Consider the following 25395-nt stretch of genomic DNA (forward strand, 5'->3'; position numbering starts at 1 on the left):
CGACACGGGCCCACTGCTCATCGGTAAAAATCTGGAAACGCGACACCAGCCCAGTTAATCAACCGAACACCGCCCATTTAGGAGACACGCCCTAGCCGGGAAATAAACTCTCCTCCCAGCCCGCCTCGCCTGATAGACAGCCCGGCTGGCTTATTAACCCTAAGAGGGTCATGCTGGTCAAGAGGGAAGCGAAAAATCGGTCGAGCCCACGGCGTCGGATTTGTGAACCTCAGGTGCTCGAGAGTTCACCTGTTTCTGTCCGGCCGTTACGCAGTCAGCGGCCTGATGGGCCTCACTAGGCCAGCTGCTACCGGAACCCCTGAGGTGTGCTCACCAGCCTGCCTCCGGTTTGGGAAATTTTTAGTCCGCGATGCCAATGCTTCATTCCGCTTCTTAGGGCTCTGGTACAGGGCCAACCTCAGGCCAAGGGCCGCCGGAGTTGTTCCGAGGACCAGGCAAGGAGCCTGGCTCCCCGTTGGCTGGTCTTAATTGATTGTTCGGAGCATGTATTTACCGGATGATGTGCAGCGGTAGGTGTTCTCTGTCCTTGTTTGGTGGAGGTCCTTGTGTCTTCGCCCAGGAGCAGATGTCATGGGGACGGGGCTGGCTCCCGGTCTCAGCACGTCTGGAATCAGCCCTTTGGTGTGCGACGGGGTGGACGAGGTCGTGCAGCCTTTTGCCCACACCTTCATATGCTTGGCCCTGACGACATGCTCAGGACAGGAGCCGGGTGGACTGTGGGACTACGAGGGTGTGCGTCGGGCTGCTGAATGACGTCTCCGTTCCGGCAGCACCTGCATCTAGGTTTGGCGGGCCAGCCTCCAGAAGGCATCCGATGCAAGGATCAACCCATCAGTTCTTGATAGGGCAGGCTTTCGGTCAAGAGAAGTGAAACCGGGGGGAGCGGGCTGGGTCGGTAAGATCCGCGGTCTCCAAAGGAACCGAGGGGCGTACAGCGTCGGGCCTTGCTCAGCAGGCGGCGACAGCTCCTATTTCGACTTGGTCTTGAAGGTCTGTGGAGGGAGTTGCCAGGGAGAGGTTGCTTGCTGCTGGGGGCGGGGGTCAGCGCTGTGCAGACTGCACGGTGACGGGCAACGGCTAATCCGCGCACGCGGTTGCGCGGCAGCTACGGATTAGCCTCGGGACTGGCTTGGATGATGATGTTCTTGCCCCAGAGATCTGCCGTGTAGCAGGTGATAAGGATGAGTCGGCCAGGCACCTTGGTCCAGATCGCGCTGTCCTTCAGGGTGTCCTTATTTTCTGTCGTGATCTCGTCGATCCTGTAGTTCAGTGGCCCTTCTGAGGTAGTGACGGTGAGCTGATCGCCGGGCTTTGAGCGGGCACTGATGTTGTTGAATGGGGAAGGACGGCCCTCCCAGCTGTGCCCGATGATGTACGTGGTGTTTGTCGACCGGGCGCCGGGCATACCGTAAGGGCTGAGCCAATACGCGTCGGCCGTGGGCGGCGGAACGATGGAACTGAGTTCCATCTCCTGCTCCGTCGGAACCAGTGGCAGGACGTCCTGGTCCATCCCCACCGCCCCATAGCTGATGTGGATTGGTGGGGACCCGGCCTCCCGGGCAGGGGTACCACCCAGTGTTTGGATCTGTAGATCCGGGACGGGAAACGACACTGCTGCACTGGACGGGGGTGTTGAATCGGCGCTGGGTACGGGCTCCGCCCCCGCCGGGGCGGCTGCGGGTGCCGTACTGCCCTGGGTTGTCACAGGGGCGGATTGCTGCATGGTGGTGGGAGTTGGTGCTTGCGCTGACCACCACCCCAGGAGCAACACCGCCAGCAGGACTGCGGCAAGCGAGGCTAGAACTGCCCCGCTGCCGCGGTTGCTTGGGTTCCTGCCCTGGTGATGACCACGCCCTTCTAACGTCCGGTTGTCGTGTTCTTCCGGCGCGGGCGTGCGGCGATGCCTGCCTCGTTGCACCGGTTGTCGCCGGCCCTAGTCCTGGTTGCCCCGGCGCCGGATAGTCTTCAGCCGGGCTCCAACAACGACTGCCCCGGCCACTGCAAGGGCGGCGATGATTGCGCTGGAAATTGCTGCCTGGTTCCCGGAACCGGCACCGGGAACACTTGCCGCAGTATCGACATTTGTGCCTTGATTCCTGTCGTTTGTTCTGGCCAGAGGTACTGCGGGAGCCGGAGCGGCGGAGATCTCGTCCTCCGTGATGTTAGCCGTCGGGGTTGCATTGGGGGCTGTCTGTGTGGCTGTCGCGGTGGCTGTTGCTGTTTCCGTCGCGGTGATTGTGGGCGTCGCCGTCGTAGTGGTGGTTGCCGTCTGAGTGGGCGTGACGGTTTCGGTGATTGTGGGCGTCGCCGTCGTAGTGGTGGTTGCCGTCTCAGTGGGCGTGACGGTTTCGGAGGCGGTTACGGTTGGCGTTGGCGTTGTTGTCTCAGGAGGAGCCGATGTAGTCGGTGTTGTGACACAGGCCGGGGTAGTCACCACATTCGTATCCAAAGAGACCTGACCGTTGCGTGCCAGGGCGCGACCCTCCATTCGTGCGTTGGTTTCCACTGTTATCGACGTGAGGGCAAGAATGGTTCCTTTGAAGCTCGACGCGGTACCCAGTGTGGCTGAACTGCCGACCTGCCAGAACACATTGCAGGCTTGGGCGCCGTTGGTGAGGATGATGCTGCTGGACGATGCGGTGATCAGGGTGGAAGCAACTTGGAAGATAAACACGGATGCGGGGTTGCCCTGGCCATCGAGGGTGAGTTGTCCGCTTAGCGCCAGGGAGGTGGTTGACCTGTAAACGCCCTCTGTTAGCGTCCTGCCCACCAGATCTCCGGAAACGCTGGTGGTCATTGGCTGGCTGGCCGCATCGTTGTAAGCAGTGGTCAGGTCCGATTGAGCCTGTAGGGCGACGGCGTCCGCAGCGTGAGTGGTTCCAGCTGCGACGCCTGGCGGGAATCCTGTGATTGCAGTTCCAGGGCTCACACCCAAGTCTCCTTGGAGGGTGGTGGGACCGGTGTTGGTTACCGTCGTGGCCCCAAGGACCGAGTAAGAGGTTGCCGTGCCCAGATTGACGGCCGTGGCCGCGAACGCAGGCGACTGCTGCCAAACAATCGTTGCGATCAGGAGGATAACACCGTACACAGCCGCTACTGCTGCCACATGTCGGCGACGGCGCCGCCCCGTAGTTAGTGTCCGTGACCCTTTTTGCGCAGCGCTATGTCGCATGACAGTTCCTTCCCCCAGCGGGGCAAATGCCCCAAAGCAACTGCCCGACAAAACGTGGGGGAGCTATAACGACGGACTGTACGCCCGAAAATGCAGCGTGCCTAGGGCACCCGCAACCAAGGAAAACAGACATGCATTAAACACACCGGCCCAATAAAGGTTTCCGCCGGCTATCTTGCCTGCTCAGACGGGAATGAGGCTCACCAAACGGACCGGACGCAGCGATGTGACACCGCAATAATTTATCCATCATTCAGATAAATCGTGCCGTGCCGCCACCGCCGACCTGGGAATTAGGCGTCGACGATAGCTGACCTTCGGCATCAAGGCCGATGGCGGGACACCACAGGTGACGACGGGCCCCTGATGCTGGCGCATGTAGAGTACTGCTTGACCCTCACCTTGTTCGATCCAAGCTTCCGGGTTACCCCGGCCCCTACCACTAGGCCAGTTCTTTTATGCCCAGCCATGGTCGGCCTCCGCTCTGGGAAGGTGGCCAAAGTCCTGGAGCAATAGCGGACCTTCGGACCAGCCTCTCCACTGCTGCAACGAATTTGCGCAGGCGATTCACTCGTGCAATCCCCGGCCCCGGACAGAGCTACCCGCAGGCCTGCGTGTAAGAACGTTGCCGGTAGGGAGAGTCGGAATAGCCGTACTGCTGGCCGAAATAGCTTTGAGATTACAGGGTTGAATCCACCCAACAGGCTGGGGCCACCCATGATTTCGAGGATGATGTCGAAGACCACGATGGACACTTTAAACCATGGCCATGGAGCGCGCCGCGAGTGGGCGCTGCGATGGTCAGCAAGGCGATCAGAATTAATGACGTGGACAGGCCCTGCACCAGCGGTATCTTCGGTACTTCCAGGGGTAGGGTTTGCCCTAGCCGACGAAGGGTCACCATGAGCTACAAATTTCGAACTGTCCGGGTGCGCGGTACTGAACTGGTTGGAACTATCGCCAGGAAGCACGGGAGTGCGGCTGAGATCTACGAAACGTCCAAGGACCTGAGTACATCGGTCGTTCCAGTGTTCTTCGAGGTAACAGGCGAGATCCGTTTCTTCGACAGGTCAGTGCTGGAGGATGTGGTGGCCCAGCTGATTGACTGCCCAGGCACAGGCACAGGGACAGGCCGGGCCGGGTAGTAAGGAGAGAGGGGCTAATAATGTTCCGCTTTGTGCAACTTACCCAGCGCTTTTGCGGTAAGGTGCGGGCGAAGCTCTCCGGGTCCGTGCGAGAAGTACCGTCGTGGCCGATGAACGTAGGGAGTTTTCCCATAACGCCATCAGGTACCGGTTTGTACCACGAGTGCATGGCTATGAATCTGCGTGTCCCGGAAGATCTCGATCGTCGTCTGGACCAACTTGCCGCCGAGGAACACACCTCGAAGTCGGCTTTGCTGCTGCAGGGTGCGGAGTTGGTGCTCCAGCGTCACCGGCGCACTCGCGAGATCGGTGAGGGTCTGGATTTCGTGATGAGCCATGACGCCGAGCTTTTGACGCGCCTTGAGGATGCGTGACCGAATACCTCGAGATTGAAGACGCGCTGAAGGTCGTTGACCGGTACGGGTTCCATGTCCTGGATATCGGTTTGCTGGCCTCGGCGTTGGCCCGTCGGCAACGACAGTCATGGGTGTGGAAGCTCATCCGCAGTTAGCGATGAAGGCGGCGGCCTTGATGGAGCCAGTAGCGCGCTTCCACCCGCTGATCGACGGCAACAAACGCACAGCGTGGACACTGATGGTTTTGATGCTCTGGATCAACGGTTACCCCCATGGCTTCAGCACCGATACGGCATTTGATCTCGTCGTCGGGGTCGCCGCCGGTGATGTCTCACTTGAAGCCAGCGGCGGGCTGATTGGCAAACATCTCATCCGGCGCTAGCTAACGGGTTCGGGTTGCCGACTGGGCAATTATTTCTCGATGCGTCGTCCTGTGAGGCGGTGCCGGCCCGTTCAAGGGATGCCTGAACGGAGGCGGCAGCGATTACAAGGTCCCGGAAGCTGACCAGGACGCGAAGGCAGGTCAGGCTCTTTTATGGCGTCTCGTGGTGGGAAATGGTGTGTGGACAATGTCCACAGATTGGGCATCAAATCGGGTCGTATAGCCCGCGAACTGCTCCAAATTCCGCAGTTTCCGGGGGTTCCCAGTGTCTGCAAGGCCTGAAAGGTAGTTCGAGTCCCACCTCGGGCACGGCATATCCCCTCGTCAGAGGGGTTTTTGCTTTAATGTGTTGACATGGCTTGTGGTGGCGTCCCTCTGACGCTAGGTTTGCGGGCTGTGGCCGGGCTGCCGCGGAGCCTATTCAGGTGTGTGGGGTGGCGGGTTCAAGTCCCTGGCTGGTCGGCCTTCCGCCTGCTGTGGCTGGATTTGTGCGTTCCTCGTTCCGGATCTGTCTGGTTGGGCGTGGTTGTCCAACACCTATTCATGGTCCGGGACTGCGGGCACTGCATGACCTCGCAGACTTTTCCTTTCGGAGCCTCGTCCGCGGCTCTTCGCAGATGATCAGGAGCGCTGCCGGGGCGTTTGGCGTGCCAAAGAGGGTGTTGACAGTGTCAACACTTACATCTGCTTTATGGCGTTGCCGGGGCTGTCGTTGATGAAGCCAGATTCAGATGCCCAGGGGCTTCGTACTACGTCTGGGTGGGGTGTACTTCATCACTGACAGGAGTGGTTGCCAGCATTAGTTCCTTGCCCGGCTGGCGCAGTCCTCGATAGCAGATATCGTGCTGCTGACAATTTTCTGCCACTCTGCCATATGGATAGAGGTGGAAGCCCGGCGCTGGCCCCGACTTTCGGGTTGCGTTAGTTGCGACTCCGCGCCAGCGCCGGGAGTCATGAATTTTTGATTATTGTTCCCCAGCTATCGTCCTGACAGGATCGACGAGCATCTGGTGTCCGTCGACGTGATGAAACAATTTCCGACCGCCCGCGTGCTCGAGTAGCAGCCAAAGGACGCTGCCGTCCGCCGAAATGGCGTCTACCGTTCCCCTGTGCCGCTCCTCGGCCAGGGGGCCGAGAAGCAACACAGTGTCACCAGGTATGAGTTCACACCAGTTCGCCACCACCGATCGCTGGTAGCCGTACTGGGTCGGCCTGTTTAGTTGCTCAGGATTGAGCTTGGTGCTTGCCGTCATCGGGTGCGGTCCCTAGAGCGACCTGAGAACGACCGCGGATCCCTGTCCGCCTCCGCCGCAGATGCCCGCGGCGCCCAGTTGACCTGATCCAAGCTCGGCGAGTTGACGCGCGAGTGTTCCGACAATACGGGCGCCTGAGGCTCCGATGGGGTGTCCGAGGGCGATCGCACCGCCACGGGTGTTGACGATGTCGGGGCTGATTCCGAGGCTGCGGACGGATTGGACGGCAACGGCGGCGAAGGCCTCGTTGATCTCGACGGCGGCAAGGTCTTCTACCCCGAAGTCGACCTTCTTGAGTGCGGACAGGATGGCGTTGGCGGGCTGGTCGTGCAGTCGCACATCCGGCCCGGCCACGAATGCGTGGGATTCCACCGCAGCGATGGGGGACAGGCCCAACCGTGCCGCAGCTGCCGGGCTCACCAGAACCACTGCGGCGGCGCCGTCTGTGATTTGCGAGGAGTTCCCGGCGGTGATGGTCCCTTCCTTGCTGAAGGCCGGACGCAGGGCTGCGAGTGACTCGGTGGTCGTCCCGTTCCGCACTCCGTCATCACCGGCAACCACGCTGTCGCCACGGCGTGACGTGATGGTGTAGGGGGCGATTTCTTCGGCATGGAAGGCGGCATGTGCCTCGGCGCGCTGGTGCGAGGAAGCCGCCCATTCATCTTGGCTTGCCCTGTCCAAACCGTAGTCGGCATTGCCGTCCTCGGTGGAGCTACCCATCGACCGGCGGTCAAAGGCATCGGTAAGGCCATCGAATTCCAGTGTGTCCACGACCTGCATCGCCCCGTACTTTTGTCCAGCCCTCACGTTGAACACGTGAGGGGCCAAGGACATGGACTCCTGGCCCAGCGCTACAACGATGTCCGCCTCGCCGCTGTCGATCAGCCGTGCGGCCGAAGCAACGGCCTCCATGCCCGAGAGGCACACTGCATTGAGCGTTATTGCCGGGACGCTCAGGGGGATTCCAGCCGCTACGGCAGACTGTCGGGCAGGGTTCTGGCCTGCTCCGCCCTGCAGGACGTGTCCGGCGACCACGCGTTGGACTTCCTGCGGATTTACACCGGCACGGCTAAGCGCTGCAGCGATCGCATGAGAGCCAAGGGCTGTGGCCGGGATGGAGGCGAATTGTCCGTTGAACCGGCTGAACGCTGTCCGGGCATAGCCGGCGATCAGGGCGCTCATGCGTCGGCCCCCACAGCCTCGGATACGGTGTTAGCGGTGTCCGCGTGCCGGAGTACTTCGGAATCACCGGAAACCAACTCGGGGGCAACGGTGAAAGCGGCCCCAGTCTGTGTGCGCAGTTCTTCGACAGTATGCCCTGGCGCGGTTTGGCGCAGGACAAGAGCGCCGTCCACTACATCGAAGACTGCACGGTCGCTGATGATGCGGTCGACAACGCCAACACCGGTCAGCGGAAGGTCGCACTCGGACACGATCTTCGGGGTTCCGTCTTTTGCTACATGGTCGGTGACTACGATCACGCGCGGGGTACCGGCGACAAGGTCCATGGCACCGCCCATACCTTTAACGAGCTTTCCTGGAATGGTCCAGTTGGCCAGGTCTCCTGCCCCCGATACCTGCAGGGCTCCGAGGATTGCGGTCTGAACGTGTCCGCCACGGATCATGCCGAAGGAGACAGCGGAGTCGAAAAAGCTGCCGCCCGGCAGAACGGTGACGGTCTGTTTGCCGGCGTTGATGAGGTCCGCGTCCTCTTCGCCTTCGTAGGGGAACGGGCCCATGCCCAGCAGTCCGTTCTCGCTTTGGAGAGTAACGCGGACGCCCTCGGGCAGGTGGTTGGCCACCAGCGTCGGGATTCCGATGCCCAGATTTACATACTGGCCGTCTTCGAGTTCGCTGGCGGCGATGGCCGCCATTTCATCACGGGTCCACATGATTTCATACCTCCGCGCGGACCCGAACGGTCCGCTGTTCGATGTCTTTAATCGGGTTGACGACGCGCACCACTCGCTGCACGAAAACCCCTGGCGTGATTACGTCCTCGGGGTCCAGGTAACCATCGACTACTTCCTCGGCTTCAGCGATGGTCATTCGGCCGGCCGCTGCCACGAGGGGATTGAAGTTTCGTGCGGTCATCCTGTAGCGGAGGTTACCTTCGCGGTCTGCCTGGTGGGCACGTACCAAGGCGACGTCTGCGACGATCCCGCGTTCCAGGATGCAACGCTGGCCATCGAATTCCGCTTCGGGCTTACCCTCCGCAATAGGCGTGCCAACGCCAGTGGGAGTGTAGAAGGCCGGGATGCCTGCTCCACCAGCGCGCAGTCGCTCCGCCAGGGTTCCCTGCGGAACGAATTCAACATCCAGCGTGCCTGCCAGGTACTGCTCCGCAAAGAGCTTGTTTTCCCCAACGTAGGAAGCCAGAACCTTGCTCACCTGCTGGTTCTCCAGCAGCAGACCCAGTCCCTTGCCGTCCACGCCCATGTTGTTGGATACGACTGTCAGGTTACGTGCACCGCTATCACGTACTGCCTCGATGAGGTCCCGGGGGATGCCGCTGAGGCCAAATCCCCCGACAGCGAGGACCATTCCGTCCTGGATGGTTCCGGCCAGCGCCTCAGCGGCCGTGCCCCAAAGTTTAGATGCCATCTTGTTTCCTATCCGTCCACTATATGATCCGTGTGAGGTCTGTCATGAACCGTAGCCATCGCGGAAACGCTGGTCAATGAAAGTAGGATCTCGAAGGGATATTGGTCGTCTTGTGGTCATGCCTGGGCAAACCGTCCATAATGTAGACATGAGTGAGACGCTTCCCGGGGCTCAGGTCGTCGGCCGCATCGGTCAGGTTCTTCGAGCTGTCAGCGCGGCAATGCCCCGTGGAATAGGGACAACGGAGGTCGCCCGGGCCACGGGATTGGCGCGCCCCACGGCCCATCGGTTGCTGTCATCTTTGGCCGTCGAGGGATTCCTCGACCATGATTCCAAGGCGGGACGCTGGCACTTGGGTCCTGAGCTCTACCTCATGGGGTCCATTGCCGCAGAACGCTATGACATCACCGAGCTGGCCCGCGACCACGTCCGGGCCCTTGCCGAAGAGACCGGCGAGAGCGCCTTCCTGTCCGCCCGACGCGGGGACGAAACTGTCTGTGTGCTACGCCAGGACGGCAGCTTCCCGATCCGTTCCTTCGTTCTCTATGAGGGCAAGCGCTTCCCTCTCGGCGTCGCCTCCGCGGGCCTGGTTATCCTCTCGTTCCTGCCGCCGGACACCGCCGAGCGCTACCTTGCCCGCGCGAAACTCGAAGAACACTTTGGCCCGGAACACGCTGCGGACGTTATCCGCCAACGCGTCGAAGAGACCCGCGCTGCGGGATATGCAACTAATCCCGGGCTCCTCGTTCAGGGCAGTTGGGGTATGGGGGCGGCGGTGTTCGACGCCGCAGGGCAACCCGCCTGGGCCCTAACCATCACCGGCATAGAGTCCCGCTTCGCCGCTGAGCGACGCCCCATGCTTGGGGCCTTACTGTTGCGCCACGCCCACGCTCTATCCGAGAAGATCAAACGCTGATCTTCGGCCCCGCCGCGGAGGCGATGGACAGACGGTGATGGAAGCCCACTGATCCAGCGCATATCCCGGCACGCCGTCAGACGGAGCAGCGAGGTCGCCGACCCAACGCATTAACAGGCCGGGAACCCAATGACTTTCATGTGCCACAAGTCAGCGACCGCGGTGACCTTTTCAGAAGGATGGCCCCGGTTCACCAAAACCCTTAGGCAGTTCCATGCTTCCGCTGCGTATATGGAGAAGTAACCCGAAGCCGCCGCTACCACTGGGTGACGCCATAGGAGCCAACCTTTCCCGAAGCGGCAATCCCAAGGGGTAGGGTGTGCCCTAGCCGACGAAGGGGTCACGATGAGCTACAAATATCGAACTGTTCGGGTTCGCGGTACCGAGCTGGTTGGAACAATTGCGAGGAAGCACGGGAGTGCGGCTGAAATCTACGAAACGTCCAAAGACCTGAGCACATCAGTAGTTCCTGTGTTCTTCGAGGCAACGGGAGAGATCCGTTTTTTCGACAGGTCAGTGCTGGAGGACGTTGTGGCACCAGCCAGTTAAGCCGGCTAGGCATACGGGGGCGGGCACCCCGCGAAGAGATGGAGCGAGTTACCCTAAACGCGCTGGTACTGGTTCGGTACCACGAGTGCATGGCTATGAACCTGCGCGTGCCGGAAGACCTCGATCGTCGTCTGGACCAACTTGCCGCTGAGGAACACACCTCGAAGTCGGCTTTGCTGTTGCAGGGTGCGGAGTTGGTGCTCCAGCGTCACCGGCGCACTCGCGAGATCGGTGAGGGTCTGGATTTCGTGATGAGCCATGACGCTGAGCTTTTGACGCGCCTTGAGGATGCGTGACTGAGTACCTCGAGATTGGAGACGCGTTGCAGGTCGTTGACCGGTACGGGTTCCATATACGGGATATCGGTCTGCTGGCCGCGGCTTTGGCCCGTCCGGCAACGACAGTCATGGGTGTGGAAGCTTATCCGCAGTTGGCGATGAAGGCGGCGGCTGATGTCAGCATCGATGCGGCATTTGATCTCGTCGTCGGGGTGGCCGCTGGTGATGTCTCACTCGAAGTCAGCGCCGGGATGATTGGCAAACATCTCATCCGGCGCGAGGTCTGAGAGCTCTGAAGCGACGAAAATGGCGTGGGACAATGTCCACAGATTCGGCTTCGGACAGTTCGAGTCCCACCTCGGGCACAGTGTTTCCGCAACTCAGAGGCTTTTTCACGGTTCAGTGTGTACAAAGCTTGAGACTTAGGAACTTCAGGGAACAGGAGCAGGTTTTGTTGCGGGCCTGACAGCAGCTATCCCTGCTGGCCCCGAAATGTCTGCTCAACAACTGAAGACAAGCCCTCGTCGACGGGTTCCGCCCTCGTACTGCACGTTAGCGGTCTTGCCGACATAGTCCTCGCCAAGACGGCCTGATACTAAATCCTTTGCTGCAGAGCCTGTGCAATCCTCTGCGCTGCTTGAATGACTTTGTCACCATGGTCCTTACCGGGAGATGCGATGACGCGGGCCAATGGCATGGCAAGGCAGACCGCGGCGACGATTCCCTCGTCGGTTTGTACCGGGGCGCTTACCGATCCCAGTCCTGGTGTTCGGATACCGGCTGACTCAATCCAGCCAACTGCAGCCAACTCGGCAAGGGCGTCATCCTCGGCTGCCAGCAGTCTCCCGCTGGATCCTTGGGGGAGGGGCAGCCTTGCGCCTGGAGGCATGATCGCACGGAGTTCGTGCAGGCTGTCGGCGCTGAGCAGGCACACGCGCTCATCTCCCCGTCGCACCCACAGTTGCGCGGTTTCTCCGGTCTGGTCCCGCAGTTCGCGGAGGACTGGCATGCCGGCGTTCTCCAATGCTGAGCGGACGAACCGGTCCCCCAGCCGGAAGGTGCCGGAATCGGTGCGGCGGAGGAATCCGTAGTCAGCCAGTTGCAGCGCCAGTCGGTGCGCCGTGGACACCGACAGGCCGGTCTGCCGTGACAGCTCACTGGCTGACACGGCCGACCGGCCTACGGCATCAAGGATCGACGCGGCCCGCTCAAGTGTGCGGTTGCTTCCGTTGGTTTCAGGAGATGGCATATGAGAAGCCTATGGTGCCCGGCTAACCCTTGGCGGCCACGGATTCTGTCATGAACTCGGCCACCACCTTCTGAGAGATGGCTACGTCGAGGACGAAGATGCCTTCGTCGTTGGTGGTCAGCCAGTCCTGGAGGTGCTGCAGGTCTGACATGGTGCGGACTTTCGCCCCCGAGGTGCCAAGGGCACGGCCGACGGCGGCGAAGTCCACTTCGTCAATCAGCATTGCCTGATCGTGCAGCCCTTTGGCCGCGTACTGGTGCAGTTCTGCGCCGTACGCGGAGTCGTTGAGTACCACTACCACGCCTTTGCGGGTGGCACGGATGAAGGTTTCGAAGTCGGCGAGGCCCATCAGCCCGCCGCCGTCGCCGCTGACCAGTACGGTCGTCCGGTCAGGGCGGGCTACGGAGACACCGGCGGCAGATCCGAAGCCCATCCCGATGGATTGGAATGCGGTACCGACGAAGACCATTGCGTGGGGGTCCGGCACTGAAAGGTACATGGGTGCCCAGCCGATGAAGTGCCCGCCGTCCATCACCACGGACCGTTCGGCCGGCAGGATTCCGTCCAGGGCCGCGACGACGGCCCGTGGATTCAGCCGCCCGTCCGGGCCAAACTCCTCGGGGTCTTCACTGGGTAGGGACGAGCGGAACTCGGGGCTCGTTACTTCAGGGGCAGTGTCCCGCCACGTTGATGTCGGGGCCGCGATGACGCGTTCCAGCAGGCCTTCGACGAACGGGCGGATGTCCGCACGGATGTACTCTGCGGACGGCAGGTTGCCCAGGTCCGGTTCGTTATCGATCCGGATGATCTTCGTGTCCACGGGGAACAGGGTGCCATAGCGGGTTTGGAAGAGGTTTTGGCTTGCCCCCACAACCAGGACCACGTCTGCCTGGCGGGCGATGTCCAGGCGGTGAAGTCTGGTGAAGCCACCGGCGATTCCCAGGTCCCAGGAGCTGTTGAATGCGTTGGCTGCCATGAGCGAGGTCATGAAGAGCGCGCCAAGGCGGTCGCCGATCTGGAGAAGGGGAGCGACGGCGTCGGCCAGGAGCATGCCTCTTCCGCCCAGGATTAGCGGCCGCTTGCCGGCAGCGAGAAGCTCAGCCACCCGGTCGAGGTCGTGAGGGTCGGCGGGCCAGGCTGGTTTGGCGGGCATCGGTTCGAGGGGCTGGGGTGTGGACGCCGGGGCCGTAGCCAGGTCATAAGGGATGGCCAGCACCACGGGCTGGACGGTCTGCAGGGCGAGGTCGAAGGCGCGGTGGGTGATGGCTTCTGCGTTGCCCGGGCCGGCGACAAGGGTGATGACTCCGGCAGCTTCCGCCGCTTTGGCTTGGTCTATGTCGAAGGGCCGGGGGCCGGTAGAGGGCGCGTCGCCCACTACCAGTACCAGCGGAATCCGGGCTATCCGGGCTTCGGCGAGGGTGGTGTAGGCGTTGGTGAAGCCGGCGCCGTAGGTTGTGGTCGCTGCTGCGATGTTTCCGGTTGCGCGGTAATAGGCGTCAGCCATGGCGACTGTGGCTGACTCGTGGCGTGCGGAGGTGAAGGGGTAGCCCCGGCGCGTTAGTCGGCTGATGAGGTGGACGTTGCCGTTGCCCATGAGGCCGAAGAGGTGCCCTGCGCGCTCCGCGACCACGTCGGCGACGATCGCGGCCACATTGCCTTCATCCGGCAGGGCGGCTGTCCCGCCGGGCAGAACTTGGGTGCTGGTGCTTGTCATGGCTTTTCTCATTCCTAGGTTGGGGCGGCAGGACCGCTTCAGTTGTCAACGGCAACGCTCGCTGCTTCCCGGTGCTGTTGCATGCGACGGCGGCGCCCGGCTTCGTGCCGGGCGCCGCGGTTGATCCCTGCTGTTAGGCGAGGAACGGGACGATCAGCGACGTCACGAACAGGACCAGCGCGCCACCGAGGCGGTTGGTCAGGGCTGCGAACGGCATGAGGTGCAGGCGGTTTGCCGCGCTGAGAACTGCAACGTCACCGCTGCCGCCGGTGTCTGCCATGACCAGGCCCGGGGTGATGGAGGCTTCGACGAAGTTGAACTTGACCAGCCATCCCAGGATGCCTGAGGTCACGGTGGCGATGACGACGGTGCTGATGGTCAGGAGGATGAACAGCGGGTTGCTCAGCGAGGCGAGTACTTCGGTGATGTCGATGTAGGTGAGGCTGACGCCGACCAGGAGTGCGGGAACGAGGACGGTGCCGATCAGGTCGCCCCAGTCGGCGGCGGAATCTTCGACGTCCTGGGGGAGCAGCCCGAAGATTTTGACGACGGCGGCCGCGATGATGGCCCAGGCGTAGGGGTGCAGGCCGCCCGGAAGGAGGGCTGCGATGAGTTCGCCGAAGACGAAGAGGCTGCCGGCGATGAGCAGGCCTTTGCCCAGGGCGATGAAGGAGGATGTGTCCCGCTTCGGGGGAACGGTGAGTTCGTCGGAGCGGCCCTTGATCCGCAGCAGCTGGCCGTGGCCGTTGAAGCCGACGAAGAGCTGCTTTTTCCGCTTGCCCAGGCCGTTATAGATTCCGGCGATGAGGATGCAGAAGACGTTGGCCATGACGACGGCGGACATCAGGTCACCCATGAAGGCCGCGGAGTCGCCGCCGGTTTTCGCGGCGTACATTTCGGACATCGGCAAGGCACCAACGCCAAGGCCCCCAGCCATGATGGGGGCTGCGATGAAGAGAATGCCTTCGATGAATCCAAACCCGGTCACGGCCCCCAGGAGCCCGACCAGGACGAATGTAGCGATGAGGCAACCCACGATGGGTACCGCGAAGCGCGGTCCTGCCTTGAGCAGGAGTGCTCGTGGCATGCCAAGGATGGCGCCGGCGATGATGCCGACGACGAAGAAGTCCAGGAAGCCATGGCCGTCGGTGAAGTTCTGTACAACGGTGACCAGGTTCTCGGGCATCAAACCGAAGAAAGCCAGCGTGGCGGGTGCGAAGGTGCACAGGACGGTCGGCAGCCCGAAGTCCCGGACTACCGGGAACAGGTTACCGATCCAGATGAACAGCCCACCGAGCAGGATGGTTGCGGCAAATCCGACCACCATGGTGTCGGGAAGGTTGCCGGTGATGGCGGCGGCGAGGACGAGGCCCGCCAGGATGAGGTAGAGGGGAGCAGGGACGCTGGCGATTTTGAATCCTAAGCGGCCCGGGTAGTGGGTGCCCGGCCGGGCACCGACAGTTTTGGTGACGGGGTGTTCGATACCACCGGCGGGGCCGGGGCTTATCTCGCTCATGGCGTCATCCGTTGGTTCGCTGGTGGTTTCCGTGGTTCCTGGGTTTGTTGACATCATCGTCTCCGGAATGGTGGGTGGGAACTGTTTGTGTAGGAATCGTGAAGCGTTGTGGGTTGAGCAGGGGGAGTCGGTCGGGAGTTTTTAGCGCGCCGGGTCCAGCAGCGCGGCGGGGGAGTGCGCCACCACGTCGCGGGCGAGGCGTACAGCGTCGGCCAGGCGGTCCTCGTCGATGCCTGTCTCGTGGCCCGCATCGTGCAGGTAGCGGACCAGCTCTTCGGTCGCGATGTTGCCGTGGGCGCCGGGCGCGAAGGGGCATCCGCCGTAGCCGCCCAGCGCGGCGTCAAACCGGACGACGCCGGCACTTACGGCAGCGCCCGCTGTTGCCAATGCCTGGTGGTGGGCGTTGTGCAGGTGGAGGTAGTACGTCAGATCCGGTTCGGCGTCGCGGACGTGGTTCAGGCTGGCCAGCACCTGTTCGGTGGGCGTGGTGCCCAGGGTGTCGGCCAGGCCGACGTCCCTGATCCCCATGTCCGAGAAGGCCCTGACGACGCGGAGCAGATACTCGGGGTCGATGCTGCCCTCAAAGGGGCAGGTAAAGGCAGTGGAAATGCCCGCGAAGAAACGGGTTTCCGGGTACCGGCTGACGGCGGCGCCGATGCCGGCGAGAGCGTCCTCGATGGCTTGCCCGGCATTCGCATTGCTGTGCGCCTGGCTAGCGGATGTGACCACCTGGATGTCGGTGGCGCCGGCCTCGACGGCCCGTTCGATGCCCTTCCCATTAAGTGCAAGGCTGGTGTAGGCGACGCCGTCCACCACAGGCAATGAGGAGATGACGTCGGCGGCGTCCGCCATCTGTGGAACCCGCTTCGGATTCACGAAGGATGCGGCTTCGATGCGCTTGATTCCAGCGGCAATGAGGGCCTGGGCTACTTCCAGCTTGTGGGCGGTGGAGACGATGACCGGTTCGTCCTGCAGGCCGTCGCGCAGGAAAACGTCTGTGATGTCCACCTTCATTCAGCGCACCTCCTGCAGTCCGAGGTCATAGATTTCGTCAGCGTTCATCCCGGCGAGTTCCTGGAGGACCTCCTGGGTGTGTTGGCCCAGTTCCGGGCCAACCCACTTGACCTGGCCCTGATGGCCCGGAATCTTGGGAACGACGCCGGGGAAGCGGATCAGCTCGGGTTCGTTTTCGACGACCACCTCGTGGGTCTGGATCATGTCGCGGGCCAGGTAGTGCTTGTCCACAGCGATGCTGGGCGCGTCGTAGACGGGTCCGGCGGGGACGCCGGCGTCGTCCAGCTTGTCCAGGACCTCAGCCAGGGGCATGCTGCCGGTCCAGGCGGAGATGGCGCCGTTCAGCTCTTCCTCGCGCGCACCGCGGCCTTGGGTAGTAAGGAGTGTTTCGTCCTCGGCCAGGTCGTCCCGGCCGATCGCCCGCATGAGCCGGACAAACACGGAGTTGGAGTTGCCTCCGATGACGACCTCGAGGTCATCGCCGCACAAATAGGAGCCGGTGGGCACGACACCGGGCAGGGCGCCGCCGGTACGCTTTCGGACCATGCCGTACGCGTCGTAGTCCGGGACGAGTGATTCGAGGAGGCTGAAGACGCCTTCGTAGAGTGCGACGTCGACTACCTGGGAGGTGTCGGTCTTCTGCCCGCGGGCTTTCTGGAGCATGAGCATCAGGGCGCCGATCACCCCGTAAAGGCCAGCGACCGTATCGCCCAGGCTGGCAGCCGCACGCCCTGCCGGCCGGTCCGGCTCGCCCGTGACGTAGCGCAAACCTGCGAAAGACTCTGCGGAGCTGCCGAACCCGGCGCGGTTCTTGTAGGGGCCGGTTTGGCCGTAACCGGAGATCCGGACCATGACGAGGTCGGGGTTAAGTTCCTGAAGGACATCCGGGCCCAGACCCCACTTTTCAAGGGTTCCGGGACGGAAGTTTTCGATCACTACGTCGCACTGGGCGGCGATCTTCTTGACTGCCTCAAGCCCGCCCTCGGAACGTAGGTCCAAGGCAACGGATTTCTTGTTCCGGCCGATGGTACGGAACAGCATCGAGGTCGTTCCCCGGGTCTTGCGCCAGTCGCGCAACTCATCGCCGCCCTGGGGCTTTTCGATTTTGATGACTTCAGCTCCAAAATCACCAAAAATCCGCGCTGCGAACGGGCCGGCGATGAAGCTGCCCAGCTCCAGCACGCGGATGCCTTGGAGCGGGAGGGAGTTCCCCTGAAGTTGCTGTGTCATGTCTTCCTGCCTGCGTCGTTTAGTGCAATTTGACCTTTGAGTTCTCACTGTGTGGGAGAAGCTTGTCATCGAGCGGATAGACATTAGCAGCGGATTGTGATGCACGCAACAGGTGCATGCAGTCAGGTTGATCGGCTAACGCCGCCGCCGCCCGTGGGCCGCCTGCCATTCCGCCTCCGGGCCTCCCGTGATACCTGACCGCCGAATGTGCCTTGTGAGCCAACTCATCTTCTGCTAACGTCTTCCCACTTAGCAAATAATGCTTCCCAGCACATGGGAAAGGCTCGCAGGTAGGGCCGTCGCGTAGGCGCGGCTTCCTGTCCTGGGGCAGACACTTTGCGCCCGAGCGCGCGCACTTAGCAAGGCAGGAAGACCAATGACTCACTATGACATCGCTGTCATTCCCGGCGACGGAATCGGAACTGAAGTCGTCGACGCGGCTCTGTCGGTACTGAAGGAATGCGAAACACGCTACGGGCTGAGGCTTAACTACACGTACTACGACTTCAGCGCGGACCTGTACAGGCGTACCGGACGAAAGATCACCGCTGCCGATATGGATGAAATCGGCAAGAAAGACGCTGTACTGTTTGGCGCGATGGGGCTGCCGGACGTGCGCGGACCCGAAGGCCTTGAACTGGGCGCCCAAGTTGAAATGCGGGCCCACTACGGGCTCTTCTCAAGCCTCCGGCCGGTACGGCTTTTCCCGGGAGTCGAGAGCCCTGTCAAGACGAAGAACGTCGATATGCTCGTCATCCGCGAAACGTCCGAGGGCATGTTCGCAGGCCTGTCCGATCATCATGAGCCCAGCGACGAGACTGCCAGTGACCGTATGACCATCACCCGCGCCACATGCGAGAAGCTCTTCGACGTCGCATTTTCACAGGCGCGGGCGCGCCGCAAGCGCGGCACCCCCGGACACGTAACGCTGCTGCACAAATCAAACGCCCTGCGCAGCAACGTTCTGATGGAGAAGGTCTTCGACGAAGTCGCCGCCAAAAACTCCGACATCGGAAGCGCAAAGTACTACATCGATGCCGGATCCATGTACATGGTGACCGACCCGGAACGGTACGACGTAGTCGTCTCGGAAAATATCTTCGGCGACATCCTTTCCGAGATCGCTGCAGGGCTCGTCGGCGGTCTCGGCGTCGCGCCTTCTGCCGACGTCAGTCTCACGCATGGCGTGTTCCAGCCCTCACACGGAAGTGCGCCCGACATCGCGGGCAAGGGCATCGCAAACCCGACGGCGATGATCCTCTCGGCCGCGATGATGCTGGAGTGGCTGGGCGAACGCCATGGAGATGACCTTTGCACCCAGGCAGCACAGAACATCCAAACCGCGGTAGAGTCCGCACTCCTAACGGGACCCCGGGCACGTGACCTGGGCGGGACAGCCGACACTCAGGAAGTTCTGGAGACCGTCCTCAACGCCTTGCCGGCATAGCTGATGGGTAGGCCGCCCGGCATACCGGCCGCGGCCATGACCGTCTGACATTGACTAAGAAAGGTGCACCAATGACATACAAGGTTTTGTTCGTCAACCCACTGAACGACTACATCGACCGTATTCTGGAATCGACGCCAGAGGGTTTTACCGTGAAAGTGATGCCTCTATCGGCGGATGTATCGGAAATTTGCCGTGAAGCCGAAGACGCCGATTTCCTCATCTCCGGCGTCGATGTTCCCGAAGAGGTGTTCCGCGCCGCCAGGAACGTGCAGTTTATCCAATACATGAGCTCCGGCTATGGGCAGCTTCCGGTCGCCGTCCTGGACGAACTCGGCGTTCCGGTTGCGCAGATGAAGACCCACTCCATCTCTGTAGCGGAACACGCCCTGACGCTGATGCAAACGGTGATGCGGCGGATTCCAGCCTCTACGCAGCTGCTGCGCGACGGAAAATGGCGTGAAGACCTCGATGAGACTTCGTACTCCGAGCTGTACAACAAAACAGTCGGCATAATCGGTCTGGGAAATATCGGACGCTGGATCGGCAAGATCGTCCACCACGGTTTCGGCGCCAACGTTGTCTTCTACGACAACGCGGAGATCCCGTTGACCGTGTCGGAACTGATCCCGGCCCGCGCCGTGCCGTTGGAAGAGCTCATGGCGGTATCCGACGTCGTCTGCCTGAGCCTTCCCCTGAACGCGCAATCGAACAAACTGATCGGACGGGACGAACTCGGCCTGATGAAGCGCAGCGGCGTTATCGTCAACGTCGGCCGCGGCGAAGTGGTGGACCAGGACGCTCTCATCGAGTTCCTGCACGAGGGCCGCATCGCAGGCGCCGGACTCGATGTCTACGAGAAGGAGCCACTCGACACCGCCAGTGAACTGCTGAAAATGGAACAGGTGGTCTGCACGCCCCACATGGCAGGCGTCGGCTGGGAAAACGTTCAGCGCCGGATCGCGACCGTATGGCAGAACTTCGACGCGGTCCTCCGTGGCGATATTCCAAGTGGAGTCGTGACGGCGACGAAGCGGTCGGTCAGCGTCACGGCCGTTTAGAGTCCCCGGGCGGGGCCGCTGCAGCCCGGCGGCTCCGCAGGGAACCTTCATCAGAAGCAAAATGGCCGAGGAACACCTCCGGTCTAACACACCCAGGGGGACTCACTACCCTGGACAAGGCCCGAAATACGGCAGAATAACCAGCTTCAGCGTGGCTGACTTTCGACCATCGCTGACAACGCGCCACTGCAACTTGGAAGACACGTCGCTGGTTCAAGACGCGTTACCGCAGCATTCAGGCGGCAGCGTCAAAAGTAGCCCTTCAGCCGTGTACTTTCCTGATTCTCAGCCTGTGCCGCCGACGTGCGGGGATCTTGCCGGTTGCGGCGCCAACGTCGTGCCAAGGTCTGTAGGAAAGACTGCTGACAGGTCCAGCCTTAGTTGGAGCGGAAGCTACCAGTGACGACCCACGCCGGCGCCGGCGCAACCGTAAGAGAACGAATACCGTCAAGCCGATCCAGGCGATGGCAACACAGAAAATCAGGATCAACGATGCGGTCGTGCTCATGGCTCAGTCTAGGTGTGGGGCGAGGAGTCTGTTCCTTCTTTTGACCAAGGGTTACTGACCCGTGATTGCGGCGATACAGCCGTTACCGGTTCATGATCTTCCGCCCGCCGGTAACGCTCCGGGGGCAAGACATCTCCGCTGCGCACTCCGGCCCTTGAGCAGAGCGGCTCCACGGCATATCAGCCCAAGGATTGGGCGTCCTTCTTCATGAGGAAGTCAGCGCCGGTGTATCCGCCATCAACCATGATCGCTGCTTCCGTGACTAAGGCGGCATCAGAGCCGAGAAGGAAGACGACGGCTTTGGCGATGTCTTCGGGGCTTCCGCTGCGGCCCGAGTCAGTGAGAGTCGCCGCCACGTACGACTCGGTCGTAATACAGAAACGGTGCCGCGCCCCGGTTCAGCGGAGTGCGGCACCTTTTGGATCCGTTACCAGGAGTGGGCTACGTCCACGATCAGCCGGGAACCGGACCCTGGCCCGTCGAGGGTGAAGACCCGGAAGGGCAGCCGGGCGCGGACGCCCAGGCCGATGCTGGTGGAACCTTCGAAGCTGTTCGCATAGACGACTTGCCGGAAGGTCTGGTAGCCGGCCACGTTGGACAGCTCAGCCTTTGCGGCCGGGTTGTAGGTGACGTTGCCGTTCTGGTCGTAGGAGGGGGCGTTCACGACGACCTGCAGGCGTGCGTTGCCGTAGACCGGGATCGTGAAGCCGGTGCCGTCCTGGACGATCTCGGGGACGTACCGGACTGTGTAGCCCCTGACGGGGCCGTTGAGGTCGACCACCATCCGGTCGAAGCAGGGTTGCTGCCCGGTCCGGACGTTGGTGACGGATGCTGAGCTCATCTCGGGCGCGGTCTTGTCCTGGGATCCCCATGCGAGCCCGCAATAGGAGGTGGCTGCCGAAGCGGGCCCCGGTGCCAGGATGCCCAGACCAACGGCCGCCAGAAGCGCCGTGAGCCAGAGAAGGAGTTTTTTCATTGGGGTGCCATTCAGAGAGGTGGTGCTGCTGGATAGCTCAAGACTAGGGAGCGCCAAGCACCGAAACGAGGCTTGTTGCCGCTTCGGGGCGCAACCGTAAGGAAGGCCGCATCCGGGTCACGAGCCAGTAAAATCCGGGCCTATTTGTCCGCCGTCGTAACCGTTTCGGTGCCGTTTTCTGCACCCGGCCGTAACGCTGGTAACGGCCGTCAGGACAGGACAAAACCTGCCCGGTGCGCTCTGCGGTCCTCTCTTTGGCAGCTTCAATCAATGAGGGTCCAGGTTGCTCCATCAACACCATAAAGTAGGCTAGCGCCTTCTCGTCGTCCTGCTTGAAGATCAACTTCGGAAGGGTACTGCTCCAACTTTTGAGGCGGCGATCCAGGAACAGATGGATCTCGCCAGCATTGCCATCGCCGCCGCCGACGTCATTGCAGCCTGCCAGGGGAACGCGTCAGGGGACCCTGCCGGAAAACGTTGCCGACTGGGTAACCGCCCACGGGGCCGAGCTTACCGCCGAGGACGCGGAGCTGGCACTTGAGGCGGTAGGCCGGGTGGTAGGGGAGGAATCCGAGCTGGCGGAGCTGTGGGACGACGCCGACGAACCGGAATGGCGCGAATCCCTGGAAGACCTCTCCGAAAGGCTGCGCGCTGCCCTGGGTTAGGGGCGCAGCGCCGGCGCACCCGGTTATGTCTAAGCCGCCCTTTCATCGACGCTTTGGACCTCCACACCATGGACTGCGCGAGCGACTTCGCCGGGCGGCCGGCGCCGGGCTTTGACCACAACAATCAGCATGGTCAGGACGGTGACCGTCCAGGCAATCGCGGCGAGGAACACCAGGCCGATTGCCACTAAGGGGTGCATGCCGAAAGTCTAGGACCGTGCGGCTTTGATTCTCGGACGCAACTCCGCAGCATTAGAGCAGGAATTTTTCGCAAGCAGGAATCACAAGTCGGCGGACACGCGTGAGGGCACGAAAAGGGTGCGCCCCGCTCGCAGAGCGCACCCTTTTCGACTCCCCTCGCAGCCAAATCGTGGATCCATGACTCTTCAGGGGTGGGAATGGCAAAGGCCACCACGATGGCTACCCCCGACACTCAAAGGATGACCACCCGACGGGCGTTATCGAGCCCATAGCAGAAATGACGCTTCTGAAGCTGCTCAGTCCACAGGGAGCAGGGTTTCCGGGCGCCGATGCGCACTGGAGTCAATCTCGTAAAGGGGACGGGATGGCCGTGCCGGCCGACCGAGTAGGACTGGCCCAGTTCTGAAGCTACCTGAGTTGTATAAGAAGGTGTTCCCAGGGCTGGCTCGTGCCGTTAGGGTGATCACGGGCGGTGCCGGTGAAGGATCGCCCGGTTGGGTAATCAGGTGCCAGTAATGGAGCTGATTCTAGCGATTCGATTCTCGGGAGGAAGCATGACCAGTCCAGAGCAGGATCCAAGCCAGCAGGAAGGGCCCGCGGACGGTGGCGCCGCCGGCGTCCCCGGCATGCATGATGGCGGTGCCGACGGAGGAGCTGACAGCGGTGCCGATGGTGGGGCTGACAGCGGTGCCGACGGCAGTGCCGATGGTGGGGCTGACAGCGGTGCCGACGGCGGGGCTGACAGCGGCGCCGATGGTGGAGCTGACAGCGGTGCCGACGGCGGAGCCGATGGGGGAGCCGCAGAACGGGGCATCTGAATCTTGAGCACCACCCGCACGGACTTTCAGGACCCCGACGCCTTGGAAAGCGGCGGGGTCCTGGAGACACGCCTGATCAAGATTGGCCGTGAAAGGTTCGCCGACGGCGTCTGGGGGCGCACAGCCCTGCTCACCCGTGGCGCAAGCGACTTCGCCGATCTGTTCTCTGCCGCGGCCGTCGACGAACTGGTCTCGCGCCGTGGACTGCGCACACCCTTTCTCCGCGTCGCCAAGGGCGGCACGACATTTCCGGACTCATCATTCACCTCACCCGCCGGCGTCGGTGCCACCATCTCTGACCAGCTGGACGACACAGCGCTGTGGCGCAAATTCGCGGACGGTGCCACGCTCGTGCTGCAGGCACTGCACCGCACATGGGAGCCTGTCTCCGACTTCAGCAGCAGGCTGAGCACCGAGCTCGGACATCCGGTGCAGGCCAATGCCTACATCACGCCGCCTCAGAACCGGGGGTTCGACGATCACTACGACGTGCACGACGTCTTCGTCCTGCAAATCGAGGGGACAAAGCGCTGGATCATTCACGAGCCGGTTCACACTGACCCGTTGCGTGACCAACCCTGGACCGACCGTCGCTCCACCGTGGCCGACGCCGCGAAAGGGGAGGCGTATATCGACACGGTGCTAGAGCCCGGGGATGTCCTCTACCTGCCGCGTGGCTGGTTGCATGCTGCCCAGGCGCAGGGCGAGGTCTCCATCCACCTCACGCTTGGAATCCACAGCTGGACCCGCTACGCATTGGCCGAACAGCTTGCACAGGCCGCGCTCGCAGCGCTGTGCGACGATCCCGAGATGCGCCGTACGTTGCCCTTGGGCGTGGACGGGCCAAACGGGGAGATCGACGTCGTCCGTGGGCGACTGGCCGCCGCCCTCGCTGAGGCTGATACCACTGCCCTGTTCCACCGCACCCGGCGAGGACAGGGACGCCCCGCGCCGTTGGGACCGCTGGCCCAGCTCGCGGCTGTCGAAGGCCTAAGTCCTAGGACTGTGGTGCGGCTTCGCGATGCACTGGAAGCACGGCTGGAGGGATTGCGCCTGACCACACGCGTGGGTTGGCTCGACTTCCCGGAAGCCGATCTGCCGTCTGTGATGTGCGCGCTGGACGGCGAGGTTCACACCGCGGGTGATCTCGGCGTCGAAGTGGTTGAAAGGCTGTTGCGCGCGGGGGTCCTCGTTCCCGTTGAACAGTGATCCAGGCAGTGAGTTCGCCGCAGTGGCGGCCACGGAGCGCTTCTTCTGCTCTGAAGGCGCCCGGTTGCGCGGCGATCCGATTGCAGGCACAGCGTCGCATGGCGTCGTCTGGGTCCTCATCGAGTACCGGGGCGGGTGGCCTCTCAATGGCTTCGAAGGGCTTGATCTCGAGCCTGGGACCAAAGCTATCGTGCTCTCCGCCGCGAAAGCGGCGCGGGCGAGGGTGCTGCTGGTGAGGCGGCCCGGCCCCCGCCGCCGTGAGGGCCAGGGACAATGGGCAGTACTGCACAATGAGGATTCGGGCGAATATCGCCAGCAATGGGGAACGTGGGCCAAGGATGAGGATCTGGCGGAGATTGCCACAGCCCTCAGCCTCCCTGGAACGGTCGGCCATCCGCCCGTCATCCTGGTCTGCACCCACAGTCAACATGACCAATGCTGTGCCGTATGGGGACGGCCCGTGGGACGTGCGCTCAGTGAGCGGTGGCCAGAGCTGGTGTGGGAATGCTCGCATGTAGGCGGTGACAGGTTCGCAGGCAATGTCGTTGTTGCGCCCGATGGTGTGTACTACGGGAATCTGGACGCTGCGTCGTCCGTCGCCACGATCGAAGAACACCTCGCCGGCCGTATCCACGCGGAGTATTTGCGCGGTTACACGGATCTCTTCCCAGCACAGCAGGCCGCTGTCGCAGCCACGCTCGGACGTTTCGGCCCGGCCGGCCGGAATGACTACAGGGTGGTGGAGACCTCCCGCGACGGCGATCATTGGCGGATCCGCATCTCCGGCCGACCGCCTCACCCGGTGCGTATCGACATCGAACTGCAGGCCCGCCAGGCCACACCGCGCCAACTGACCTGCCGCGGACCGGCGATGAGCTCGGCCACGGTCTACGAGCTCATTTCGATCCGGGCAGTCTAAAGGACGGGTTCGCCGAAGGCGGCTTCGTTGGTGGGGAAGTCGACGAAGGTCCGAAGCCCCCGGCGACCCTTGGTCGTCGGACTCAGCCGCTGTCCTCAGCGGAATCTAAAAGCGTTCGCTTTTTATGGCAGTCCCCGCCAATGCGCGCAAAATGGAGCGGACGACGGCGGGCGCGTCCCGCCGTCGTCCGTT

The 25395-nt window shown here is 62.4% G+C and carries 27 protein-coding genes; 13 read left to right on the forward strand and 14 right to left on the reverse strand.

The features are described from left to right. Nucleotides 1-1126: 1126 nt before the first annotated feature. Together ACZ9BC_RS03950 and ACZ9BC_RS03955 are read right to left on the reverse strand one after the other, a co-directional pair. Entirely contained in the window at nt 1127-1531 is a 405-nt protein-coding gene (locus ACZ9BC_RS03950) for a class F sortase (protein WP_476244842.1), read from the reverse strand. A 423-nt stretch (nt 1532-1954) separates the two neighbouring features. Continuing rightward, the gene (locus ACZ9BC_RS03955) at nt 1955-3193 is read right to left on the reverse strand and encodes an ice-binding family protein (protein WP_476244843.1); all 1239 of its coding nucleotides are present in this window, start codon (nt 3191-3193) and stop codon (nt 1955-1957) included. 902 nt (nt 3194-4095) lie between these two features. Here ACZ9BC_RS03955 and ACZ9BC_RS03960 point away from each other — a divergent pair. The 4 genes from ACZ9BC_RS03960 (at nt 4096) to ACZ9BC_RS03975 (ending at nt 5076) form a co-directional block, all read left to right on the forward strand. Beyond that, nucleotides 4096-4338, forward strand: a complete 243-nt coding sequence (locus ACZ9BC_RS03960; protein ID WP_476244844.1) for a hypothetical protein — start codon at nt 4096-4098, stop codon at nt 4336-4338. Between the two features lie 167 nt (nt 4339-4505). Then, nucleotides 4506-4712, forward strand: a complete 207-nt coding sequence (locus tag ACZ9BC_RS03965) for a ribbon-helix-helix protein, CopG family (protein ID WP_476244845.1) — start codon at nt 4506-4508, stop codon at nt 4710-4712. Then, nucleotides 4709-4849, forward strand: coding sequence for a hypothetical protein (locus ACZ9BC_RS03970; protein ID WP_476244846.1), 141 nt, complete (start codon nt 4709-4711; stop codon nt 4847-4849). Before ACZ9BC_RS03965 ends, ACZ9BC_RS03970 begins: the two co-directional genes overlap by 4 nt. Further along, nucleotides 4828-5076 (forward strand): type II toxin-antitoxin system death-on-curing family toxin, encoded by a 249-nt coding sequence (locus ACZ9BC_RS03975; RefSeq protein WP_476244847.1) that lies wholly within the window; start codon nt 4828-4830, stop codon nt 5074-5076. Before ACZ9BC_RS03970 ends, ACZ9BC_RS03975 begins: the two co-directional genes overlap by 22 nt. A 965-nt stretch (nt 5077-6041) precedes the next feature. On the opposite strand, the gene ACZ9BC_RS03980 is transcribed toward ACZ9BC_RS03975, so the two are convergent. From ACZ9BC_RS03980 to ACZ9BC_RS03995, 4 genes are read right to left on the reverse strand one after another with little or no spacing between them, the layout of a single operon-like run. Then, on the reverse strand, nt 6042-6329 hold the full coding sequence (locus tag ACZ9BC_RS03980) for a hypothetical protein (protein WP_476244848.1): 288 nt from the start codon (nt 6327-6329) through the stop codon (nt 6042-6044). 12 nt (nt 6330-6341) lie between these two features. Then, complete coding sequence (locus ACZ9BC_RS03985) at nt 6342-7511, reverse strand: acetyl-CoA C-acyltransferase (protein WP_476244849.1); 1170 nt, start codon at nt 7509-7511, stop codon at nt 6342-6344. After that, nucleotides 7508-8224 (reverse strand): CoA transferase subunit B, encoded by a 717-nt coding sequence (locus ACZ9BC_RS03990; RefSeq protein WP_476245388.1) that lies wholly within the window; start codon nt 8222-8224, stop codon nt 7508-7510. Before ACZ9BC_RS03990 ends, ACZ9BC_RS03985 begins: the two co-directional genes overlap by 4 nt. 1 nt (nt 8225) lies before the next feature. After that, complete coding sequence (locus ACZ9BC_RS03995) at nt 8226-8933, reverse strand: CoA transferase subunit A (protein WP_476244850.1); 708 nt, start codon at nt 8931-8933, stop codon at nt 8226-8228. Nucleotides 8934-9081: 148 nt separating this feature from the next. Between ACZ9BC_RS03995 and ACZ9BC_RS04000 the strand changes: the two genes are divergently transcribed. The 3 genes from ACZ9BC_RS04000 (at nt 9082) to ACZ9BC_RS04010 (ending at nt 10963) form a co-directional block, all read left to right on the forward strand. Then, nucleotides 9082-9849, forward strand: coding sequence for an IclR family transcriptional regulator (locus ACZ9BC_RS04000; RefSeq protein WP_476244851.1), 768 nt, complete (start codon nt 9082-9084; stop codon nt 9847-9849). A gap of 638 nt (nt 9850-10487) precedes the next feature. Further along, nucleotides 10488-10694, forward strand: coding sequence for a ribbon-helix-helix protein, CopG family (locus tag ACZ9BC_RS04005; RefSeq protein ID WP_476244845.1), 207 nt, complete (start codon nt 10488-10490; stop codon nt 10692-10694). After that, nucleotides 10691-10963 (forward strand): type II toxin-antitoxin system death-on-curing family toxin, encoded by a 273-nt coding sequence (locus tag ACZ9BC_RS04010; protein ID WP_476244852.1) that lies wholly within the window; start codon nt 10691-10693, stop codon nt 10961-10963. Before ACZ9BC_RS04005 ends, ACZ9BC_RS04010 begins: the two co-directional genes overlap by 4 nt. Before the next feature lie 308 nt (nt 10964-11271). On the opposite strand, the gene ACZ9BC_RS04015 is transcribed toward ACZ9BC_RS04010, so the two are convergent. The 5 genes from ACZ9BC_RS04015 to ACZ9BC_RS04035 all read right to left on the reverse strand — a co-directional run bounded on the left by ACZ9BC_RS04015 (nt 11272) and on the right by ACZ9BC_RS04035 (nt 17399). Further along, the gene (locus ACZ9BC_RS04015; RefSeq protein WP_476244853.1) at nt 11272-11925 is read right to left on the reverse strand and encodes an IclR family transcriptional regulator; all 654 of its coding nucleotides are present in this window, start codon (nt 11923-11925) and stop codon (nt 11272-11274) included. A gap of 22 nt (nt 11926-11947) precedes the next feature. After that, nucleotides 11948-13639, reverse strand: a complete 1692-nt coding sequence (locus tag ACZ9BC_RS04020) for a thiamine pyrophosphate-binding protein (protein WP_476244854.1) — start codon at nt 13637-13639, stop codon at nt 11948-11950. A 133-nt stretch (nt 13640-13772) separates the two neighbouring features. Then, the gene (locus tag ACZ9BC_RS04025; protein ID WP_476244855.1) at nt 13773-15155 is read right to left on the reverse strand and encodes a 2-hydroxycarboxylate transporter family protein; all 1383 of its coding nucleotides are present in this window, start codon (nt 15153-15155) and stop codon (nt 13773-13775) included. Between the two features lie 141 nt (nt 15156-15296). After that, a complete protein-coding gene (locus ACZ9BC_RS04030; RefSeq protein ID WP_476244856.1) occupies nt 15297-16169 on the reverse strand; it encodes a hydroxymethylglutaryl-CoA lyase in 873 nt (290 codons plus the stop codon). After that, nucleotides 16170-17399: a CaiB/BaiF CoA transferase family protein gene (locus ACZ9BC_RS04035; protein WP_476244857.1), complete on the reverse strand. Its 1230-nt coding sequence runs from the start codon at nt 17397-17399 to the stop codon at nt 16170-16172. 376 nt (nt 17400-17775) lie between these two features. Between ACZ9BC_RS04035 and ACZ9BC_RS04040 the strand changes: the two genes are divergently transcribed. After that, nucleotides 17776-18846 (forward strand): isocitrate/isopropylmalate dehydrogenase family protein, encoded by a 1071-nt coding sequence (locus ACZ9BC_RS04040; protein ID WP_476244858.1) that lies wholly within the window; start codon nt 17776-17778, stop codon nt 18844-18846. Nucleotides 18847-18917: 71 nt separating this feature from the next. Beyond that, nucleotides 18918-19907, forward strand: a complete 990-nt coding sequence (locus tag ACZ9BC_RS04045) for an NAD(P)-dependent oxidoreductase (RefSeq protein WP_476244859.1) — start codon at nt 18918-18920, stop codon at nt 19905-19907. Between the two features lie 687 nt (nt 19908-20594). On the opposite strand, the gene ACZ9BC_RS04050 is transcribed toward ACZ9BC_RS04045, so the two are convergent. After that, nucleotides 20595-20771, reverse strand: coding sequence for an SDR family oxidoreductase (locus tag ACZ9BC_RS04050; RefSeq protein ID WP_476244860.1), 177 nt, complete (start codon nt 20769-20771; stop codon nt 20595-20597). A gap of 71 nt (nt 20772-20842) precedes the next feature. Beyond that, nucleotides 20843-21391, reverse strand: coding sequence for an AMIN-like domain-containing (lipo)protein (locus ACZ9BC_RS04055; RefSeq protein ID WP_476244861.1), 549 nt, complete (start codon nt 21389-21391; stop codon nt 20843-20845). A gap of 407 nt (nt 21392-21798) precedes the next feature. Between ACZ9BC_RS04055 and ACZ9BC_RS04060 the strand changes: the two genes are divergently transcribed. Continuing rightward, complete coding sequence (locus ACZ9BC_RS04060) at nt 21799-22056, forward strand: DUF4259 domain-containing protein (RefSeq protein WP_476244862.1); 258 nt, start codon at nt 21799-21801, stop codon at nt 22054-22056. 29 nt (nt 22057-22085) lie between these two features. Here the strand turns inward: ACZ9BC_RS04060 and ACZ9BC_RS04065 are convergent, their stop codons facing one another. Beyond that, nucleotides 22086-22256 (reverse strand): hypothetical protein, encoded by a 171-nt coding sequence (locus ACZ9BC_RS04065; RefSeq protein WP_476244863.1) that lies wholly within the window; start codon nt 22254-22256, stop codon nt 22086-22088. Between the two features lie 555 nt (nt 22257-22811). Here ACZ9BC_RS04065 and ACZ9BC_RS04070 point away from each other — a divergent pair. Genes ACZ9BC_RS04070 through ACZ9BC_RS04080 form a run of 3 tightly spaced genes read left to right on the forward strand, consistent with a single transcriptional unit; the run spans nt 22812 to nt 25203 of the window. Beyond that, on the forward strand, nt 22812-23075 hold the full coding sequence (locus tag ACZ9BC_RS04070) for a BatC protein (protein WP_476244864.1): 264 nt from the start codon (nt 22812-22814) through the stop codon (nt 23073-23075). Between the two features lie 3 nt (nt 23076-23078). Continuing rightward, the gene (locus ACZ9BC_RS04075; RefSeq protein ID WP_476244865.1) at nt 23079-24284 is read left to right on the forward strand and encodes a cupin domain-containing protein; all 1206 of its coding nucleotides are present in this window, start codon (nt 23079-23081) and stop codon (nt 24282-24284) included. Next, nucleotides 24274-25203, forward strand: coding sequence for a sucrase ferredoxin (locus ACZ9BC_RS04080; RefSeq protein WP_476244866.1), 930 nt, complete (start codon nt 24274-24276; stop codon nt 25201-25203). The genes ACZ9BC_RS04075 and ACZ9BC_RS04080 overlap by 11 nt, the downstream gene beginning before the upstream one ends. Nucleotides 25204-25395 lie beyond the last annotated feature (192 nt).

The sequence above is a fragment of the Pseudarthrobacter sp. TE3704 genome, assembly GCF_056279405.1.

Coding starts and splice junctions, on each gene's coding strand:
- ACZ9BC_RS04040 (WP_476244858.1), top strand. CDS start 17,776: ATGACTCACTATGACATCGCTGTCATTCCCGGCGACGGAATCGGAACT.
- ACZ9BC_RS04015 (WP_476244853.1), bottom strand. CDS start 11,925: ATGCCATCTCCTGAAACCAACGGAAGCAACCGCACACTTGAGCGGGCC.
- ACZ9BC_RS04005 (WP_476244845.1), top strand. CDS start 10,488: ATGGCTATGAACCTGCGCGTGCCGGAAGACCTCGATCGTCGTCTGGAC.
- ACZ9BC_RS03995 (WP_476244850.1), bottom strand. CDS start 8,933: ATGGCATCTAAACTTTGGGGCACGGCCGCTGAGGCGCTGGCCGGAACC.
- ACZ9BC_RS04025 (WP_476244855.1), bottom strand. CDS start 15,155: ATGAGCGAGATAAGCCCCGGCCCCGCCGGTGGTATCGAACACCCCGTC.
- ACZ9BC_RS04055 (WP_476244861.1), bottom strand. CDS start 21,391: ATGAAAAAACTCCTTCTCTGGCTCACGGCGCTTCTGGCGGCCGTTGGT.
- ACZ9BC_RS04035 (WP_476244857.1), bottom strand. CDS start 17,399: ATGACACAGCAACTTCAGGGGAACTCCCTCCCGCTCCAAGGCATCCGC.
- ACZ9BC_RS04045 (WP_476244859.1), top strand. CDS start 18,918: ATGACATACAAGGTTTTGTTCGTCAACCCACTGAACGACTACATCGAC.
- ACZ9BC_RS04000 (WP_476244851.1), top strand. CDS start 9,082: ATGAGTGAGACGCTTCCCGGGGCTCAGGTCGTCGGCCGCATCGGTCAG.
- ACZ9BC_RS03955 (WP_476244843.1), bottom strand. CDS start 3,193: ATGCGACATAGCGCTGCGCAAAAAGGGTCACGGACACTAACTACGGGG.
- ACZ9BC_RS04065 (WP_476244863.1), bottom strand. CDS start 22,256: ATGCACCCCTTAGTGGCAATCGGCCTGGTGTTCCTCGCCGCGATTGCC.
- ACZ9BC_RS03960 (WP_476244844.1), top strand. CDS start 4,096: ATGAGCTACAAATTTCGAACTGTCCGGGTGCGCGGTACTGAACTGGTT.
- ACZ9BC_RS03965 (WP_476244845.1), top strand. CDS start 4,506: ATGGCTATGAATCTGCGTGTCCCGGAAGATCTCGATCGTCGTCTGGAC.
- ACZ9BC_RS03985 (WP_476244849.1), bottom strand. CDS start 7,511: ATGAGCGCCCTGATCGCCGGCTATGCCCGGACAGCGTTCAGCCGGTTC.
- ACZ9BC_RS04020 (WP_476244854.1), bottom strand. CDS start 13,639: ATGACAAGCACCAGCACCCAAGTTCTGCCCGGCGGGACAGCCGCCCTG.
- ACZ9BC_RS03980 (WP_476244848.1), bottom strand. CDS start 6,329: ATGACGGCAAGCACCAAGCTCAATCCTGAGCAACTAAACAGGCCGACC.
- ACZ9BC_RS04030 (WP_476244856.1), bottom strand. CDS start 16,169: ATGAAGGTGGACATCACAGACGTTTTCCTGCGCGACGGCCTGCAGGAC.
- ACZ9BC_RS03950 (WP_476244842.1), bottom strand. CDS start 1,531: ATGGACCAGGACGTCCTGCCACTGGTTCCGACGGAGCAGGAGATGGAA.
- ACZ9BC_RS04070 (WP_476244864.1), top strand. CDS start 22,812: ATGACCAGTCCAGAGCAGGATCCAAGCCAGCAGGAAGGGCCCGCGGAC.